This window comes from Sideroxydans lithotrophicus ES-1 (assembly GCF_000025705.1).
Taxonomy (GTDB): Bacteria; Pseudomonadota; Gammaproteobacteria; order Burkholderiales; family Gallionellaceae; genus Sideroxyarcus; species Sideroxyarcus lithotrophicus.
In genome coordinates, this window is the sequence record NC_013959.1 from 917,061 (window position 1) to 935,242 (window position 18,182).

Annotated in this window: 17 protein-coding genes; 9 read left to right on the forward strand and 8 right to left on the reverse strand. The window is 59.0% G+C overall.

What is annotated here, in order from left to right; translation table 11 throughout:
• Nucleotide 1 precedes the first annotated feature (1 nt).
• The gene (locus SLIT_RS04665; RefSeq protein ID WP_223293824.1) at nt 2–1,354 is read left to right on the forward strand and encodes a TolC family outer membrane protein; all 1,353 of its coding nucleotides are present in this window, start codon (nt 2–4) and stop codon (nt 1,352–1,354) included.
• On the opposite strand, the gene SLIT_RS04670 is transcribed toward SLIT_RS04665, so the two are convergent.
• From SLIT_RS04670 to purM, 8 genes are all read right to left on the reverse strand, one after another.
• Nucleotides 1,351–3,843, reverse strand: a complete 2,493-nt coding sequence (locus SLIT_RS04670; RefSeq protein ID WP_013029072.1) for a bifunctional diguanylate cyclase/phosphodiesterase — start codon at nt 3,841–3,843, stop codon at nt 1,351–1,353. The two genes, SLIT_RS04665 and SLIT_RS04670, sit on opposite strands and share 4 nt — an antisense overlap.
• A gap of 5 nt (nt 3,844–3,848) precedes the next feature.
• Nucleotides 3,849–4,385 carry a YfiR family protein gene (locus SLIT_RS04675; RefSeq protein ID WP_013029073.1) on the reverse strand — a complete coding sequence of 179 codons (537 nt, stop codon included), beginning with the start codon at nt 4,383–4,385 and terminating at the stop codon, nt 3,849–3,851.
• Between the two features lie 21 nt (nt 4,386–4,406).
• On the reverse strand, nt 4,407–6,554 hold the full coding sequence (locus SLIT_RS04680) for a TonB-dependent receptor plug domain-containing protein (RefSeq protein ID WP_013029074.1): 2,148 nt from the start codon (nt 6,552–6,554) through the stop codon (nt 4,407–4,409).
• Nucleotides 6,555–6,667: 113 nt separating this feature from the next.
• A complete protein-coding gene (locus SLIT_RS04685; RefSeq protein WP_013029075.1) occupies nt 6,668–7,939 on the reverse strand; it encodes an RsmB/NOP family class I SAM-dependent RNA methyltransferase in 1,272 nt (423 codons plus the stop codon).
• On the reverse strand, nt 7,926–8,984 hold the full coding sequence (locus SLIT_RS04690) for a DUF3108 domain-containing protein (protein ID WP_013029076.1): 1,059 nt from the start codon (nt 8,982–8,984) through the stop codon (nt 7,926–7,928). Before SLIT_RS04690 ends, SLIT_RS04685 begins: the two co-directional genes overlap by 14 nt.
• Entirely contained in the window at nt 8,981–9,685 is a 705-nt protein-coding gene (locus SLIT_RS04695; protein ID WP_013029077.1) for a DUF3108 domain-containing protein, read from the reverse strand. Before SLIT_RS04695 ends, SLIT_RS04690 begins: the two co-directional genes overlap by 4 nt.
• Nucleotides 9,686–9,687: 2 nt before the next feature.
• On the reverse strand, nt 9,688–10,326 hold the full coding sequence (gene purN, locus SLIT_RS04700; protein ID WP_013029078.1) for a phosphoribosylglycinamide formyltransferase: 639 nt from the start codon (nt 10,324–10,326) through the stop codon (nt 9,688–9,690).
• A 3-nt stretch (nt 10,327–10,329) separates the two neighbouring features.
• Nucleotides 10,330–11,412: a phosphoribosylformylglycinamidine cyclo-ligase gene (gene purM, locus SLIT_RS04705; RefSeq protein ID WP_013029079.1), complete on the reverse strand. Its 1,083-nt coding sequence runs from the start codon at nt 11,410–11,412 to the stop codon at nt 10,330–10,332.
• A 399-nt stretch (nt 11,413–11,811) separates the two neighbouring features.
• On the opposite strand from purM, the gene hda reads away from it, so the two are divergent.
• From hda to panC, 8 genes are all read left to right on the forward strand, one after another.
• Nucleotides 11,812–12,474 (forward strand): DnaA regulatory inactivator Hda, encoded by a 663-nt coding sequence (gene hda / locus SLIT_RS04710; RefSeq protein WP_041420778.1) that lies wholly within the window; start codon nt 11,812–11,814, stop codon nt 12,472–12,474.
• Nucleotides 12,475–12,566: 92 nt separating this feature from the next.
• Nucleotides 12,567–13,175, forward strand: coding sequence for a hypothetical protein (locus SLIT_RS04715; RefSeq protein ID WP_013029081.1), 609 nt, complete (start codon nt 12,567–12,569; stop codon nt 13,173–13,175).
• A 72-nt stretch (nt 13,176–13,247) separates the two neighbouring features.
• Complete coding sequence (locus SLIT_RS04720) at nt 13,248–13,910, forward strand: histidinol-phosphatase (RefSeq protein WP_013029082.1); 663 nt, start codon at nt 13,248–13,250, stop codon at nt 13,908–13,910.
• An 87-nt stretch (nt 13,911–13,997) separates the two neighbouring features.
• A complete protein-coding gene (gene pcnB, locus SLIT_RS04725) occupies nt 13,998–15,341 on the forward strand; it encodes a polynucleotide adenylyltransferase PcnB (RefSeq protein ID WP_013029083.1) in 1,344 nt (447 codons plus the stop codon).
• On the forward strand, nt 15,341–15,829 hold the full coding sequence (gene folK, locus SLIT_RS04730) for a 2-amino-4-hydroxy-6-hydroxymethyldihydropteridine diphosphokinase (RefSeq protein ID WP_013029084.1): 489 nt from the start codon (nt 15,341–15,343) through the stop codon (nt 15,827–15,829). Before pcnB ends, folK begins: the two co-directional genes overlap by 1 nt.
• Nucleotides 15,830–16,471, forward strand: a complete 642-nt coding sequence (locus SLIT_RS04735) for a deoxynucleoside kinase (RefSeq protein ID WP_013029085.1) — start codon at nt 15,830–15,832, stop codon at nt 16,469–16,471.
• Nucleotides 16,471–17,262, forward strand: coding sequence for a 3-methyl-2-oxobutanoate hydroxymethyltransferase (gene panB / locus SLIT_RS04740; protein WP_041421054.1), 792 nt, complete (start codon nt 16,471–16,473; stop codon nt 17,260–17,262). The genes SLIT_RS04735 and panB overlap by 1 nt, the downstream gene beginning before the upstream one ends.
• The gene (gene panC / locus SLIT_RS04745; RefSeq protein ID WP_013029087.1) at nt 17,262–18,089 is read left to right on the forward strand and encodes a pantoate--beta-alanine ligase; all 828 of its coding nucleotides are present in this window, start codon (nt 17,262–17,264) and stop codon (nt 18,087–18,089) included. The genes panB and panC overlap by 1 nt, the downstream gene beginning before the upstream one ends.
• Nucleotides 18,090–18,182 lie beyond the last annotated feature (93 nt).

Genomic DNA, 18,182 nt, shown 5'->3' on the forward strand with positions numbered 1-18,182 from the left:
TATGAAGATCGGAGAACGTGCGATGAGATATTCGAAATTGACGGCGAGCGTATTCCTGTCGCTGGGCATCACCCCGCTGGCAGGCGCGACCGACCTGCTCGACATCTACCACGCGGCGCAGAGCCAGGACGCCGTGTTCGCCGCCGCCCGGGCCAGCCAGCAGGCAGGTGAGGAGAAACTCACCCAGGGCCGCTCCCTGTTGCTGCCCAGCGTCAGCCTCAACGCCAACACCACCAAGAACAACGTCACCACCACCTACGCCCCCGGCTCCTTCCTCGCCCCCTACGGCGGCAACCAGCAATACAACAGCCACGGCTACGGCGCCACCCTCGTGCAACCCCTGTTCCGCGAACAGAACTGGGCCCTGTACAACGAATCCGAACTGCAAGTGGCGATTTCCGAAGCCCAGTTCAAACTGGCCGAACAAGACCTCATCCTGCGCAGCGCCCAGGCCTACTTCGACGTCCTCATCGCCCAGGACAACGTCCAGCTGACCGCCGCCCAGAAGACCGCCATCTCCGAACAACTGGAACAGGCCAAGCGCAACTTCGAAGTCGGCACCGCCACCGTCACCGACACCTATGAAGCCCAGGCCCGCTACGACCTCATCGTCGCCCAGGAGCTGAACGCCGCCAACAACCTCGAGATCAAGCGCCGCAGCCTGCAGCAACTGGTCAATGGCAACGTCGGTACACTCAACGACCTCGGCCCCGGCTTCAAGCTGGAAGCCCCGGTACCGGCCGACATACAGAAATGGGTAGACGACGCCCGGCACGGCAACTACCAGATCGCCATGGCCCAGGCCGCGGCCGAGATCGCCGACCGCGAAGTCGACCGCAACCGCGGCGGCCACCTGCCCACCGTCGACCTGGTGGCCAACTACAACAAGAACACCACCGGCGGCGGCACCTTCGGCGCCACCGACACGCGCAGCACCGCCATCGGCGTCCAGCTCAATATGCCGCTGTTCCAGGGCGGCGCCATCCAGTCCAAATGGCGCGAAGCCGAAGCCAACCGCGAGAAGGCCAGACAGGACCTGGAGAACGCCCGCCGCAACGTCGAACTGCAGACGCGCCAGGCGTATCTTGGCGTAGTCAGCGGCATCTCGCAGGTGCAGGCGTTGCAACAGGCATTGAAATCCAGCGAAAGCCTGCTGGAAGCGAGCAAACTGGGACAGCAGGTGGGCGTGCGCACCAACCTCGACGTGCTCAATGCGCAACAGCAGCTGTTCTCGACCCGGCGCGACCTGTACCAGGCGCAATACAACTACCTGGTCAGCCAGCTAAGCCTGAAGGCGGCGGTGGGCGGGTTGGTGGAAGACGACTTGGGCAGGGTCAATCTGGCGCTGCACTAGGCCTGCCGTATCGGATTCTTGAGCATGCTTTCGAACTCGTGCGACGGGAGCGGGCGGGAGAAGAAATGGCCTTGTCCATAATCGCATCCCGCCGCTGTTAGCAGGTGGCGCTGGGTGGCTGTCTCTATGCCTTCGGCGATTACCTTTAGTCCGAGTTTGTGTGCCATCACGATGATTGCCTCGCACAATACCATGTCGTCCGATGTGGCCGTCAGGTTGCGCACGAAACTGCGGTCGATCTTGATGTAGTCGATATCGAATTTCTTGAGGTAGGAAAGGGAAGAATAACCCGTACCGAAATCGTCCAGCGCGACCTGGATGCCGGCATCGCGCAAGTCGAGCAGTTTTGCCTGCACGCTCTCTGTCGCATCCAGCAGCAGACCTTCGGTGATCTCGATCGTGATGCATTCGCCGGGCAAGCCCAGTTGCTGCAAATGAGGCAGCCAATCGCGGAAATAGCGGTCGTCGTTGCGGAACTGGATCGGCGATTTGTTCACGCTGATCTGGAACTCGGGGTGGTGTTCCTCGCGCAAACGCAGCACCTGGCGGACCGATTCCCTGAATACCCAGTCGCCGATCTCGACGATCATTCCAGACTCTTCTGCCAGTGCGACGAACTCGGCCGGATTGATCAGTCCTCGCACAGGGTGGTCCCAGCGGATCAGCGCCTCTGCCTTGTGGATGTTGCCGCTGCTCAGCTCGACGATGGGATGGTAATGCAGGCGAAACTGGTTTCTGGAAAGTGCATCGCGCAGATCGTTGATGAGGTGCATGCGGTTCAATGCGGCTGCCTGCATGCTGGGCGTGAAATAACTGAAGCGGTTGCGTCCGGCGCTCTTCGAGGCGTACATGGCCTGGTCGGCATTGCTCATCAGCAGTTCCAGATTGGGCGCGTCATTGGGATAGAGCGTGATGCCGATGCTGGCAGAGACGAACGCGACCTCTTCGGCCAGCAGGAATGGCGCAACCAGGGCCTGGATGATGGCTTGCGCGATGCGCTCGATGCTGTTGGCGTCATCCAGTTCCGACAGGATGACGGTGAATTCATCTCCGCCCAATCTGGCAACGGTATCCGACTCGCGCACGCAACCCGAGATGCGTTGCGCCGCCTCGACCAGCAGGATATCGCCCTTGTCGTGTCCCAGGGTGTCGTTGACTTCTTTGAACTTGTCGAGATCGATGAACATCAATGCCAGCGGCAACCCCTCGCGGTTGGATTTCTTGATCTCGTGTTCCAGCCTGTCCTGGAACATGCGGCGGTTGGGCAGGCCGGTGAGCGGATCGAAGTTGGCCTGTTGCCAGATCGTCTCCTCCGAGCGCTTTTTTTCGGTGATGTCCTGGCTGACGCCGGTCAGCTTGTATTTGCGTCCATGCTCGTCGCTTTGGGATTTGAAACGGATCCTCATCCAGCGCATGCTGCCGTCTGCACACAGGGTTCGGATCTCGGTCTCCACGACGAAATCCGCTTCGCTGGAATCCAGTTCGAACTGGATGTGGTCGCTGATGCGCTGGGTATCCTCGTGATGGATGAAGCGTTTGGCAAAGTCCTCATACGACAGACGGTATCCGCCGACTTCACTGGCGGTGGTGAAATGCAGCGAATAATACTGGTCGTTGAACGTGAATTCCCTGGCAAGGACGTCATATTCCCAGTAACCGAGAGTTGACATTTTCGCCGCCAGCGCCAGTTCATCATTGGTCCTGGCAAGTTCTTCCGTGCGTTTCACCACTTCTTTTTCCAGCCTGTCTTGATGGCGAAGCAGGCTCTCGTCGCGATCCTGGATTTCGCTCAGCATATGGTTGAACGCCAGGGTCAGGTCGCCGATCTCGTCGTTTGAATGCTGCGGGACCCGCAGTTCATAGGATTTGTTGTCGGCAATGGTCCGGGCAGTATCGGCAACGTTCCTGATCGGTCGCGAAATGACGTTTTGCAACCGGGTTGCCAGAAAATAGACCGCCAGCAGCGACAGGGCGGCGACGATCAGTCCCGTTTCAAGGTCGGCAAGATGGCTGTTCCAGTTGTCGGTGAGGTCGGCATGCAGCAGAACATATCCGATACGATCTTCGCCGCGCATCACCGGGCGATAGAGTTCGGCGTTCCTCGACCAGAATTCCGAACGTATTTGTTTGGCATCGGTCCGGTAGTCTGCAGGAGCCGTCTTGACTGCGCCATGGCGGTTCCATGCGGCCAAAGGATCGCCCTTTGCATCCAGCAACCAGGCCGCATCGATCTCGCGGTGCTGCTGCAGCGCATCAAGCAGGCGCCTGGCTTCATCGCGGTCCTCGAATATCAATGCGGCTTGAGCGTTCTCGGCCAGAATATCGGAGAGGCTGGAAAGCTGCTGCAAAGTTTCCTTGTAGCTGCTGCGCAAAGAACTTCCGAACAGCACCGTAAGGCTGACCAGCAGGCAGATCGTGCTGCTCAGCATGATCAGGAAGACAAGCTTCCTGCTTAGCGACCAGTTGGACAGATTCGGCAGGATTCTCATGAGGTTCATCTCCCGAAAATGTTCGCAGCCAGATTGAGCATCTGGCTGGACAGGCGCAATCCCGCTTTTCGGGTCGATGCGAGGTTGATCTCGAACAGTACCTTGTCGTCGCGGTAGATCAGCCCGATGTTGCCTCCGCGTTCGGCGAAGTTCGGTATGTCCGAGATGGTCAGAACGGGCCTGCTCCCCAGCGACTTGAGGATGGGAACAAGTCGGTGCTGTTCCTGGTCTTCGATATACAGCGCATGGCACGAACTGAAACCGTCGCTGCCGTCGCTGTGCGGCATGACCTGCAATTCGTACGCTCCAGCCTTGCGCCCGTTGAGTGTGGATAGCGAAGCATGCAGCTCGCTGTTTCCCAGCACGCACAGCCGGATCTTGTCCCCGGATTTGAGTGTGTCCGCAGGCCACTCTGCAAACTTGATGAAATTGAACACGTAGGCCGATTCGATCTGCAACTCCGTGAGTTCTGCGCGACAGGCTTGCGTACCCAAACCCGTGAGCAGGAACAACAGCAGAAGGAATCGCGCAGTGTCTCTCATGGGTTCAGGAGGGGCGATTGTTCAGTGAACGTGCCATAGCGCTTTCAGGTAGATCGTGCGTTGCGGCACGACCGGGAGAGACGGCATGTAATCCGGATATATCTGAAGCTGATTTCCGGAAAGCAGATTCTGCAAGGTGAGCGAAAGTTCGAGTGCCTCGTTCACCTGTTCGGAATAGCGCAGATCCAGCTCGGTCCTGGCATTGATGGGCATCGTACCAGGCAAGCCGGAAATGTACCCGGTGTTGGAAAGGCCGCCGATCCTGCGCCACCAGAGATCGAAGTGGCGTTCCTCGGTGATATCGTACGAGGAGCGAATCGAACCCTGATAGTTCGGACTATTACCATACACGACGCCGTTGTTGTTGGGGCCACCGTCCAGCCACATGCGCGAAGCGTTGACCTGCAAACGCCAGTCGGGCAGGGGATTCCACTCGGTGGATAGCTCGATGCCGCGCGTGCGCACCGACTCGGCATTCCCTCTCGGCATGGTCATGCACAATCCGGGTGAGCCTGCGGCCAATCCGAAGTTGGTCAGTGCTGCGGTACAGGCCGGATCCACGGAAATGCCCAACGCGCCGGCAACGCCGGGGTTGTTGGTGGTCATCGACGTGCCGGACATGGTGTCGAAGATGCCGTCGTAATGGCTGACATAGACAGTGAGGTCGGAGTAGAAGGTCGGCGTCCACTGAGCCCGATGACCGGCCTCGATGGTGTGGACTTTCTCGTTGCCGAAGCTGGCCTGCTCGCCGGGGGCGGCGTAAATCAGTGTCGGCAACGGGACCGAGGCTGATGGTTGCATGGCTCCCGGATAAGCGCCGATGGTGCGGTTGACTACGCTTGGCGAACGTACCGTCTTCGACCAGGCAAGCCAGAACGATTGCCGTTCTGACGGCGTCCACAGCATGCGGATCGAGGGTTGCGGAGACGTTCCACCGAAGGTCTGGTTCTCGATCCGTACACCTGCCTGGAAACTGAAGCGGTGCGGGATCAGCGTCCATTCATCCTGCGCGAAGATGCTGGCCAGACTGACGGTGATGTCCGGGCGCGATGAGGTCAGGAAACCGGTCGATCCCATGGTGTCCCGGTGTCTGCTCTGGCGGTAATTGCCGCCCCATACGATGTCATGCGCATCCCCGAGAGGAAAACGATGCTGGGCGTCGATATCCATCGTCGTGTGATTGTCGTAAGCACCGACGACCGATCCTCGATATTCCTCAATATAGGACTGGATGCGTACTTCGCCGCCGCCATCTGTCGATTTCTCGAAACGCCCAAGCAGGTCGCCGCCATTCTGTGTCGAAATGTAGGGGACAAGCCGTGCCGTGCCGTACTGGGCAAGATTGTATGTTGCCGCCGCGTCGAAAGTGGGGATGAGCCAGGGGTCGGCAGATTTGGTTTCGAAGACACGTCCGGTGAAAAGCCAGCGTGTGTCGATATTGACCGGCTTGTCGTAGCGGAAGGTCAGTGAAGTATCGTTCCAATAATCGGGGGCATCCATGCCGTTGAGTTCCTTGCCGCCATCGCGCTGCTGGTCGTTGGCAGTGATGCGAAAGGCCGATCCATCTTCCATTTTCATGCCGTAGCGCACCGCCAGTCCGGCTTTCCCGGTCGAAGTCCCGGCATGGCTATCGACCAGCCAGCCGGAAGTGTCTTGCGCTCGCTTGGTGATGATGTTGACTACGCCATTGACTGCATTGGAACCCCAGGCAAGCCCCGCTGAACCGCGTATGACTTCGATACGGCTGATCTCTTCGAGCGGGATATTTTCAGCTTCCCAGATCACTCCCCCATAAAGCGAGCTGTAGATCGAACGGCCATCGACCAGAACCAGCAGTTTGTTGGCCATGCGGCCATTGAAACCGCGTATGGTGACAGCCCATCTGTTATTGCTCACTTTGGCGACTTCGACTCCCGGTGCCAGCCGCAATGCTTCAGGTATGGACAAGGCACCGGAGCGTTTAATGTCCGATGCCGAGATGACGAATACGGCGGCAGCCGTGTTGGAGACTGACTGGCTTTTGCGGGAGGCAGTCTCGATGCCGACTTTCATCAAGTCGCCCAGGCTGAGTTCGGGCCAGTTTGCTTCGCCGGTGCCGGACGCATTGGCATGCGGCGAGGCAAGCAACATGCAAAGCAGCATCCAGCTGCATATTGTTATTTTTTTCATGTGCTTTCCAGTGAGATTTTTTGTTCTGATTCGAGCGACTCTCCAGCTCAGCATTTTGCCGGTCGATTATTTCATAAATTGGATTTTCCTGTGTCAAGCGGCATAAGCCATTGTTACGCGTTTCTACGTTCCATCACGGCGGCGAAGAATCCGTCAGTATTGTGATATTGAGGGGTGAGTTGCAAGTAGTCGCCCATCGCCAGATCGATGTGTTGCTGCCGCAGCACATCGCTTGCAGGTACCAGCGTGAAATCGGGGTGAGCCGCCAGGAATGCCTGCACGATGGCCTGGTTCTCTTCATGCAGCAGGCTGCAGGTGGCATAGACCAGACGGCCACCCTGTTTCAGCAGACGCGCAGCCGAAGCGAGGATCGCCGCCTGTTTCTCGTTGAGTTCGGCCACGCTCTGAGCCGACTGGCGGAACTTGAGATCCGGATTGCGGCGCAGCGTTCCCAGCCCGCTGCACGGTGCATCCACCAGCACGCGGTCGATCTTGCCGGCCAGTCTTTTTACCTTGTTGTCGTTTTCGTGGGCGATGAGCTGCGGCTGCACGTTGCTCAACCCGGAACGTTTCAAACGCGGCTTCAGGTTGGTGAGCCGTTTTTCCGAAACGTCCCATGCATACAGCCTGCCCTGAGAATTCATCATTGCGCCCAGCATCAGCGTCTTGCCGCCCGCGCCGGCGCAGAAATCCACCACCATGTCGTTGCGTTTCGGCGCGAGCAATATCCCCAGCAGCTGGCTGCCTTCGTCCTGCACTTCGAATTTGCCGGTGAGGAACAATGCGTGTTTGTTCAGCGCCGGTTTGTATTTGAGGCGGATGCCAATCGGTGAATAAGGTGTCGCCTGAGCATCCATGCCTTCGGCTTGCAGGGATTGCAGCACTTCGTTGCGTCCGGCGAGCAGCGTGTTCACGCGCAGATCGAGCGGGGCGGACTGTTGCATGGAGCGACCCAGCGCAAGGATTTCGTCGTCGCTGTGTTGCGGGCGCAGTTTTTCGACGATCCATTCAGGCAATTCCGCCTGGATGGAAAGCGGCAGAGCGTTTGCGTCGATGCTCTTCACTTTGCCCAGCCATTCAGCTTCCTTGGGTTTGAGCAGCGGCTCCAGTTCGCGCAGGTTGTAGCCGCCGAACCTGACCCAATAGGCCAGGGCCATGCGCCGCGCCGTGGCTTGTCCTTTGTCGTCGAGGGTGCAGGCATGATCGAGGAACAGGCGATGGCGCAGCACGCCGAACAGTGTTTCGGCCACCAGCGAGCGTTCGTTGGAACCGATGCGTTCGGCCTGGAAGAAATGGCGCAACACGGCATCGGACGGATGTTCCATTTTCAGGGCTGCACGCAGGGCTTGTATGACCAGGTCGAGACGGTATTCAGTTAACAGCATTGCTTCTTACTCCTTGTTCATCCGACACGCGGATGTCGGTGATGACAGCCTCGCCGGTGACTTCGCCATTTCTTTCGATAAAACGCAGCTTGACCGGGAACAAGCGGTATTCCCTGGCCAGCCATATATCCAGCCCCTCCTCGTCGGGGGCGCGCATCTTGCGCAGGTGCACGGTGAGCATCTTGCCGAGCGGAGTGTCGATCGTTTCGTCAACGGCTATCTCGAACTTGTATTGTTCGATCTTCTTGCCGTTACACACCGAGACAGTGGTCATCTCGGTATGTGCCAGTGGCGGAAACTGGTACAGCACGCTCAGGATGTCCTGGGTATCCGGCGGCAGGGGCGTTTCGCCACCGGGTGCGAAAAATGCGTGCTGCGACTTTCTGTCAAATTCAACCGCATGACTCTGTGTGCCGGATCGTTCTATGCGTTTTTCGAGAAACTGTTCCGGTTGCAGGCCGTATTGGTTATAGCTGCCGCTACTGAACTGGGAGAGTTCGTAACTTTTGAACAGGCTCACCAGACCGACGGTCTTCGTCACCGCCTGCAATACATAATGCCCGTCCTTGATCTCCAGCGTGTGGACGGCTTCGCCGATGCGGAAGCTGGTGGTCCCGTTATAGATGGCGAAAGTGAGCTGAGCGTACTTGGGCAAAGGCGGTCTATCGACGGTTTGATTGGCGTTTGCAATGGTTTCTGTTTCCGCGGGCGCGCTGGCTGCGACTGGAGTGCTGGCAGCCACGGCACTGGCAGCGACCGGGGCGCTTGCCGCAGGTGGCGATTGCAGTAGTGCGGTGTTCTGTGCTGACTGATCCTTGACTGGAGCAGATTTGGGGGCGGCAGGTCTGGTTTTTGGTTTGTGCTTTGCCTTGGGTCTGGGAGGAGCCGAAGGCAAAGCTTCGAGTCTGGCGGTCAATGCCGGCAACGAGGACTGGAAACGCGGCAGATGGATGTCCGGGGTCCACAGCATCAGGCCGTGCAGCAGCAGGGAGATGCCGATTGCAAAAGCGATGCGGCGCGACGGAGTGTCCAGCCTGAAACTCACTGGGAGATGCTCAAGGCAGTGAGGACCTGTGTCAATTGATCGCCATTGTCCTCGGTCACTACGATCTTGCAAGGGAAGTTGCCGTTCTCGACTGACAGCCATATCTCCGTCTTCCACGCTGTTGCCTCCGGCGGGGTGCTCAGATACAGCGTTTCCAGCGTGCCCATCGGGACGGTGAGCATCTGTACCGGATGTGTCAGGTAATGGCGCGTGTCGATCTTGCTGCCATTGGTGATATGCATGGTCAGCTCCTTGCGCTCGCGCAGTTGCGGGATGTAGCGGAACTGGTATTGCACGCTCAGGCGGTCCTGTGTGGCCGCTGGCAACGGTTCGGAACGCTGGCCATTGCGGTCGCTGAGCATGAGATTGGATTGGTTCCAGTCGAAACTCGCTGCTGTGTTCTTGAGCGTTTCCTGCGAGTGCTTGTAGACGAAGCTCTGCGGCCGCAAGCCTTGTGCGGTGACATCGCCTTCGCTGACGACTGACAGCGTACCGGGCTTGAACATGGCGAGCAACCCGACCGGTTGAGTCAGGCTTTCGATGCGGTAATGGTTGCCGATGCGCGTGAATTTCTCCGTGATGACGGCGATCTTGACGCCCTTGGTGGATATTTCAAAACTGGCTTCTATGTGTTGCGCCGGCGGGGCGGCGAAAAGCGGGGGAGCAATGCAGCATAAAAGGAATGCGACGAGAGTACGCATGCTTATTCCAGACCCGGCGAGATGAGTGCCGCCCCCGGTTGTTCCAGACGGTCACTGGCCACACGGCCAATCTCATCCAGCCACACCTGGTTGCGGCACAGCCAGCGGACGGCCTGTGGGTAGATACGGTGTTCCTCGCACAGCACGCGAGCGGACAGGCTCTGCGGCGTGTCGTCGCGCAAAACCGGCACTGCCGCCTGGATGATGATGGGACCGTGATCCAGATCGGGTGTGACGAAATGCACGGTGCAACCGTGTATCCTGGTGCCGGCCTGCAAAGCGCGCTGGTGAGTGTCGATGCCGGGGTAGGCGGGCAATAACGACGGGTGGATGTTGATGAGTCTGCCGCGATAACGTTCGACGAAATTTGCCGTCAGGATACGCATGAAGCCGGCCAGCACGACAAGGTCGGTCGCGTAACTGTCGATGATTTCGGCCAGCGCAGCATCGAAGGCGGCACGGTCGGGATAGTTGTTGTGCGGTATCACGGCGACCGGGATACCGTGCATGCGGGCGATCTCCAAACCCTGCGCATCGGCACGATTGCTGATCACCGCCGCGATCCGGCAAGGGAGGTTCGCTTCCAGCAAAGCCTGCATGTTGCTGCCGCGTCCCGAGATGAGGATGACGATGCGTTTCACGGCTCAGCGGACTTGTGTCTGGTGTTCGCCGCCGTTGCGTGTGCGGATGACGCCGATGCGCGAGACCGTCTCGCCGACGGATCGCAGGTGCCCGATCGCCGCATCCGCATCCTGCGCGCTGACCACGACCACCATGCCGATGCCGCAATTGAAGGTACGGAACATTTCCTGCGCTTCGACATTGCCGCCCTCGCGCAGCCAGTGGAACAGCCTGGGCATCTGCCAGGTCTTGCTGTCGATGTCGGCAACCACGTTGGCGGGCAGCACGCGCGGCACGTTTTCGGTGATGCCGCCGCCAGTGATGTGCGCCATGCCTTTCACCGTGATCTTTGCCATCAGGCTCAGCATCGGCTTCACGTACAGACGGGTGGGTGCCATGATGCAGTCGGCCAGCGTGCGCTCGCCGTCGAATTTGGCGTTCAGGTCGGGCTTGCTGCGTTCGATGATCTTGCGCACCAGCGAATAACCGTTGGAGTGAGCGCCGTTGGAGGCCAGGCCGAGCACCACGTCGCCAGCGGCGATGTGCTCGCCGGTGATGATCTTGCTTTTTTCCACCACGCCGACCGCGAAGCCGGCCAGGTCGTATTCGCCGACAGGGTACATGCCGGGCATCTCGGCGGTCTCGCCGCCGATCAGCGCGCAGCCGGAATCTTCGCAGCCTTTGGCGATGCCCTTGATGACTTCGGTGGCGGCCGGCACGTCGAGCTTGCCGCAGGCGAAGTAGTCGAGGAAGAACAACGGCTCGGCGCCCTGCACCAGGATGTCGTTCACGCTCATCGCGACGAGGTCGATGCCCACGGTGTCGTGGCGGTTGAGTTCAAACGCCAGCTTGAGTTTGGTACCGACGCCGTCGGTGCCGGACACCAGCACCGGCTCCTTGAACTTCTTCGAGATCTCGACCAGACCGCCGAAGCCGCCGATGCCGGACAGGACTTCGGGGCGCATGGTGCGCTTGGCAAAAGGTTTGATGTTCTCGACCAGTTGGTCACCAGCATCGATATCGACGCCCGCATCGCGGTAGGAAAGACTGTTGGAAGGGGTGCTCAATTTAAGTTCTCTCTTTCTAAAAGGGAATTCCAATCCCATTTCTTCGGTGAAACGTCGTTGCCTAGCCATTTGACTAGGCTGTCAAAAGACAACAGCCAAGTCCCTGGTTATTGCTCACTCCTTGCTGTGCAACGGCGACACGTTACTGGCGAAGCCAGCCGATTGCGGGAGCCGTTGCATGGCCGTTCCTCCCGCACCTAAGGGCTACGCCCCACCGTGTTGGAACGGCAACTGCACTGCCTTCGTCGTTCGCTCGTCGTCGCCTGGTTTGACCTTTGAAATGAAATTGGAATACAGTGCCGCACGTTTTTAAGCCGCGGATTTTACCCGAAATGACCTCTTCCCGCTTTGCTGCCGTACAGCGGCCGGTCAGGGCCGTCGTTTTGCAGGGCGTGCCGCGATGTTCCCTGCCTGAATGAGTGAGATATACGACGAGCCATGACGCAAATGCTATTGGGCATAGCCCCCGAATGGATCCCCACGCTGGAGAACTTCGTTGTCGGACGCAACGTCGAGTTGCTTTCGGCTTTGCGTCATGCACTCGCTGGCACTCAGGGTGAGCGCATGCTGTATGTCTGGGGCGATGCGGGGGGCGGCAAGAGCCATCTGCTGCAAGCATCGGCCGGACTGGCGCTGGCATCTGGACAATCGGCGATCTGTACCTGTGGTGCAGTGCCGGAGGCCGCACAGGTGGTCGCGGTCGACGATGTCGAGAAACTGGACGATGAGGCTCAAGTCGCATTGTTCGCCCTGTATAACCGCCAGCGCGAGAACGGCGGCATGCTGCTGGTGGGCGGCAGGCAGGCTCCCGCATTCCTGTCGTTGCGCGAAGACCTGCGCACCCGCCTGGGCTGGGGCCTGGTGTATCAGGTGCATGCGCTGAACGATACCGAGAAAGCGCAGGCACTGGAACAACACGCCATGGCGCGGGGTTTCGAATTGACGACCGAGGTTACCACCTATCTGTTGCGGCATGGTCGCCGCGACCTGCCAGCCTTGCTGGCGACGCTGGATGCTCTGGATGAGCTTTGCCTGCGCCTGAAGCGTGCCGCATCCGTGCCGCTGTTGAAAGAGGTGATGCGCAACGATCAGCCAGGGTAGTCGGCTTCTGTCAAATCTGCGAGAATTGAACGTGGAGGGTGTGTCAAAAAAACAAGAACGTGATTTCAATCTTAAAAATTGGGGAAAACTTTATGAAGAAGCAAATTCTATTGGCAGCAATGTTGGCGGCGATGTCGGCTCCGGCATTTGCGGGTACCGGTATCGAAGCGCGCATCTCTACTTTGGGCTATGGCCTGGGGCTGGGATTCCAGGCGACCGATTCGGTAGTGGCACGCGTGGGTTTCAATCAGTTCAGCAAGACCTATTCCACTACCTCGGGTACGGTGAATTACAACGGCAATCTGAAGCTTTCCAGTGCCGACCTGCTGGCTGACTGGCACCTGTTTGGTGGCGTGACACACCTTACGGCAGGCTTGGTCTACAACAACAATAAAGTCGAGATGACTTCCGTTGGTCAATATACGCTTAACGGCAATCCTTATACCGGCACGTTGAATTCTTCCGTGACCTTCAACAAGGTTGCACCCTACCTGGGGTTCGGCTGGAGCGGTCAACCGAAGAACAGCGGGTTTTCCTTCAATTCCGATTTCGGCGTCCTGTTCCAGGGGCAGCCTAAAGCATCCGTCAGCGGCAGCGGCAATGCTGCAGCCGATGCGACTGCACAGGCAGACTTGGAGAACAGCCTGAAGAACTTCAGGTACTACCCGGTGATCTCGGTCGGTATCGCTTACGCGTTCTAAAGTCATCAAGTAACGGTTGTTCGGAAGCCAGGCCATGCAGCACGCCTGGCTTCTTTAATTTGGGAGAAAGTAGTGAATCTGGCTTTATTCGACTTGGACAATACCCTGCTGAGCGGCGACAGCGACTTCGAGTGGTCGCAGTTCCTGATCGAGCAGGGCGTGCTGGACCGCGAGCTGTTCGAGGCAAAGAACCTTGCGTTCTACGAACAATACAAGGCGGGTACGCTGAATATCTCCGAGTTTCTCGATTTCCAGCTCAAACCCTTGTCGCGGCACGCGCGGAAGTTGCTGGACGAGTGGCATCAGGAATTCATGCGGCGCAAGGTGCGCCCCATGATGGGCGACAAGGCGCGAGCCCTGGTCGCGAAGCACAAGTCGGCGGGCGACGTGTGCGTGATCATCACTGCCACCAACAGCTTCGTGACGGCTCCCATCGCGCGTGAGTTCGGCATCGAGCATCTGATCGCCACCGATCCGGAAGAAAAGGATGGCGAATTCACGGGCAATGTCGCAGGTGTGCCCAGTTTCCGCGACGGCAAGGTTGTGCGCATGGAAAGCTGGCTGGCGGAACGCGGTCAGGGTTGGGAAAGCTTTGAGAAAACATGGTTCTATAGTGATTCCCTGAACGACCTCCCGCTGTTGTCCAAGGTGAGCTGTCCGGTTGCCGTCGATCCCGATGCAACCTTGCGCGTGCATGCCGAAAAACGAGGCTGGACGGTCATTTCCCTGCGCTGAGGGGGAGGCTTAAGGGGCAGTGTATAATCTGTCCCGTAGATGTCCATAGGATCGCCGCCCTTGCGGCGATTTCAACTTTTACTGACGATGATAAAAAGACTGATCAAACGGGTGTTCGGCAAGACTGTTCCGGTGCGTGTTGCAGGCGCCGCGCATGTGATTCCATTCGAGTTGCACAAAGTGAGCCGCGATGGGATCAGTTACGGTGCCCGGCGGGTGACCGATGGGTTGCAAGCTGCCGGATTCAAGGCCTTTGTGGTCGGCGGCGCGGTGCGCGACCTGTTGCTGGACCGCCAGCCCAAGGATTTCGATGTGGCGACCGATGCCACGCCGGAAGAGGTGAAGCGAGTGTTCCGCCGCGCGCGCATCATCGGCCGGCGTTTCCGGCTGGTGCATGTGATGTTCGGGGAAGAGACGGTGGAGGTCTCGACCTTCCGCCGTGCCATTGATGCGGAAGACGCCGAAACCGACGAGCACGGGCGTATCCTGCGCGACAACGAGTTCGGCGATCAGGAGCAGGATGCCGCGCGGCGCGATTTCACCGCCAACGGCTTGTTCTATGACCCTGCCACGCAAGAGATATTCGACTACCACCACGGCTACGAAGATATCCGTGCCAACACCTTGCGCATGATCGGCGACCCGGAAGTGCGCTATCGCGAAGATCCGGTGCGCATGTTGCGAGCGGTGAGGCTTTCGGCCAAGCTGGGGATGAAACTGGATCCGGCCACTGCGGCCCCGATCTCGAAAATGAAGGAATTGCTGAGCAACGTGCCGGAGGCACGGTTGTTCGACGAGATGCTCAAGCTGCTGTTGTCCGGGCAGGCCTTGCCTTGTATCAAGAAACTGCGCGCGATGGAGCTGCATCACGGCATGCTGCCGATGCTCGATGTGATCCTGGAACAGCCGATGGGCGAGAAGTTCGTCATGCTGGCCTTGCAGAACACCGACCAGCGCATCGCCGAAGAAAAACCCACATCACCGGCTTTCCTGTTCGCAGCCTTGTTGTGGCACGAAGTGCTGGCCGCATGGAAGGCCAGGCAGGATGCGGGCGAGCGCCCGGTCGGGGCGATGCATGCGGCGATGGACGAGGTACTGGACAGGCAGCGCGCGCAACTCGCCATTCCTCGCCGCTACGACACGGTAATGAAGGAGTTGTGGCTGTTGCAGCCGCGTTTCGAGCAACGTGGCGGGCAGCGCCCCCTGCGCTTGCTGGCCTTGCCGCGCTTCCGCGCCGCTTACGATTTCCTGCTGTTGCGTTGCCAGAGCGGAGAAGTGGATGCAGAGCTGGGTGCATGGTGGGAGGAATTCCAGCATGCCAGCGACGAGCGTCGCAACGAGATGCTGTTGCCAGACAGCGGTGGCCCGAAGAAACGCCGCCGCCGCAACAAGAAACCTGCCGCCGCCCAGGCTGAACTGCCCATAGATTGATGAAGCGCCTTCAACACGTTGCATTCGTAGGGTTGGGTAGCAATCTGGCCGATCCGGTGTTTCAGGTGTCCAGCGCACTGGAGGCTCTGGCTGGATTGCCGCAGACGCGCATGGTAAGGCACTCTTCGTTGTATCGCAGCGCCCCGGTGGGCTATCTGGATCAACCGGATTTCATCAATGCTGTGGCGCAGATCGAAACGGAACTGAAACCCCGTGCCCTGCTGGATATGCTGCTCGCCCTGGAACACGAATGCGGACGCACGCGCGAGTTCTGCAATGCGCCGCGCACTCTGGACCTGGATGTGTTGCTTTATGACGATCTGCAGCACCACGAGCATGGCTTGACCATCCCGCATCCGCAGATGCATCTGCGCGCGTTCGTGTTGCAACCTTTGCTGGAGATCGCGCCTGACTGCGTTATCCCGGGGATCGGTTCCGCAGCAGAGGCGGCCTTGCTATGCACGGGACAAACTTTGGAGCGGATCTGAATGCCCTTGAGCAAATATCGATATATCGTGGTGGAAGGCCCCATCGGCGTGGGCAAGACCAGCCTGGCGCAGCGCCTCGCCGAGCATGTCGAAGTGCAGCCATTGCTGGAGAAACCGCAGGACAATCCTTTTCTGGCCAGCTTCTATCAGGACCCGGTGCGCTATGCCTTGCCCACGCAGTTGTTCTTCCTGTTCCAGCGCATCAACGAAGCGCGCGACATGGCGCAGATGGACTTGTTCCAGACCCGTACCATCTCCGACTACCTGTTCGAGAAAGATGCATTGTTCGCGCGTTTGACCCTGAGCGACGACGAGTACAAACTCTACCAGACCATCTATCAGGGACTCTCGCCGCAAGTACCCACGCCCGATCTGGTGATCTACCTGCAAGCCCCCACTTATGCCCTGGCCGAACGCGTACGGCGGCGCGGGAATCGTTATGAAAGATCCATCCAGGACGATTATCTGGCGCGGCTGGCCGACAGCTATGGCGAGTTCTTTCACCAGTACGATGAAGCGCCGCTGCTGGTGGTGAATAGCGAACACCTGAATTTTGTGGATAATTCTGATGACTTCGAATTGCTGCTCGATCGTATCGGCAAGATGCGCGGGCGGCGGGAATATTTCAACGTGGGTGCATGATGCGCAAGACACTATCGACACTGCAAGCGATGCGCAGCAAAGGCGAAAAGATCGCGGTATTGACCTGCTATGACGCCAGTTTCGCCACGCTGCTGGAAACGAATGGTGTGGATGTGCTATTGGTCGGCGATTCGCTGGGCATGGTGATCCAGGGGCGCGAAACCACCCTGCCGGTGACCATCGAGCAGATGGCGTATCACACCTCCTGCGTGGCCAGCGGCGCACAGCAGGCGTTCATCATGGTTGATATGCCGTTCGGCACTTCGCAAGTCAGTCCGCGCGAGACCTTCGCCTATGCGGTGCAATTGATGGCGGCTGGTGCGCAGATGGTCAAACTCGAAGGCGGTGCAGAGATGGCCGAGACCGTCCACTTCCTTGCTTCACGGGGTATCCCGGTGTGCGGGCATGTTGGCCTGACGCCGCAATCCGTACACCAGCTCGGCGGTTACAAGGTTCAGGGCAAAGGCGATGCCGCTGCGCAGAAGCTGTTGCAGGATGCTCTGGCTTTGCAGGGGGCGGGGGCCGGCATCGTGCTGATGGAGGCGATTCCTGCAGCGCTGGCGACAGAAGTCACCGCAAGACTCAGTGCGCCTACGATAGGCATCGGCGCTGGTGCCGGGTGTTCCGGGCAAGTGCTGGTGATCTATGACATGCTGGGCATCTATCCCGGCAAGAAGGCACGTTTCGTCAAGGACTTCATGGCGGGAACCGGCTCCGTCGGGCAGGCCGTGGCGAATTATGTTGCTGAAGTGAAGGCTGGGACCTTCCCGGCGCCGGAGCACTCGTTCTGATGCAACTCATCCACTCCGTGGCGGAACTGCGCGCCCGTCTGGCGCAGGAAATGTCGGTCGCCTTTGTGCCGACCATGGGCAATCTGCACGAAGGGCATATCGAGTTGGTGCGTATCGCGCGCCAGCATGGTTCCTGCGTGGTGGTCAGCATCTTCGTCAATCCCCTGCAGTTCGGCCCCAACGAAGACTTCGACAAGTATCCGCGCACGCTGGAAGCCGACTGCGCCAAGCTGCAGGGACTGGCAGACGTGGTGTTCGCCCCCATGGTGGGCGAGATGTATCCGGAAAAACAGACCATCTTCGTCGAGCCGCCTCCCATCGCCAACGAATTATGCGGAGCTTTCCGCCCCGGCCACTTTCTCGGCGTGGCGACCGTGGTGCTGAAGCTGTTCAATCTGGTGCAGCCGCAAATCGCCATCTTCGGCAAGAAGGATTACCAGCAGCTCGCCGTCATCCGGCAAATGGTTATCCAGCTGAATCTGCCCATCACGATCATCGGCGCGGAGACTGCCCGTGCAGCGGACGGCCTGGCGCTGTCTTCGCGCAACCAGTACTTGTCCGCAGATGAGCGAACCGAAGCGGCATTTTTGAGTCAAATCTTGCGTGGGATGGGGGTTGCCCTGAAAGAAGGGGAGACTGGTTATGCCGGTCTCGAGGAAAAAGCGGGCGCGGCGCTTGCCAAGCGTGGCTGGCAGGTGGAGTATGTGGCGGTGCGTAGACAGGCGGATCTTGGCGTTCCGGAGAAGAGCGAGCGCTATCTGGTCTTGCTGGCAGCCGCCCGGCTGGGCAAGACCCGGCTGATCGATAATATCGAGGTTGGTCTTTGATTTCGGGGCGTTTATAATGCGCGCCCGCAGAACTTTGGGCGGGAGTTTAAGATTGCCTTTCTCGTTCGCCTCCTTGCCAATCGGCAGGAGAGG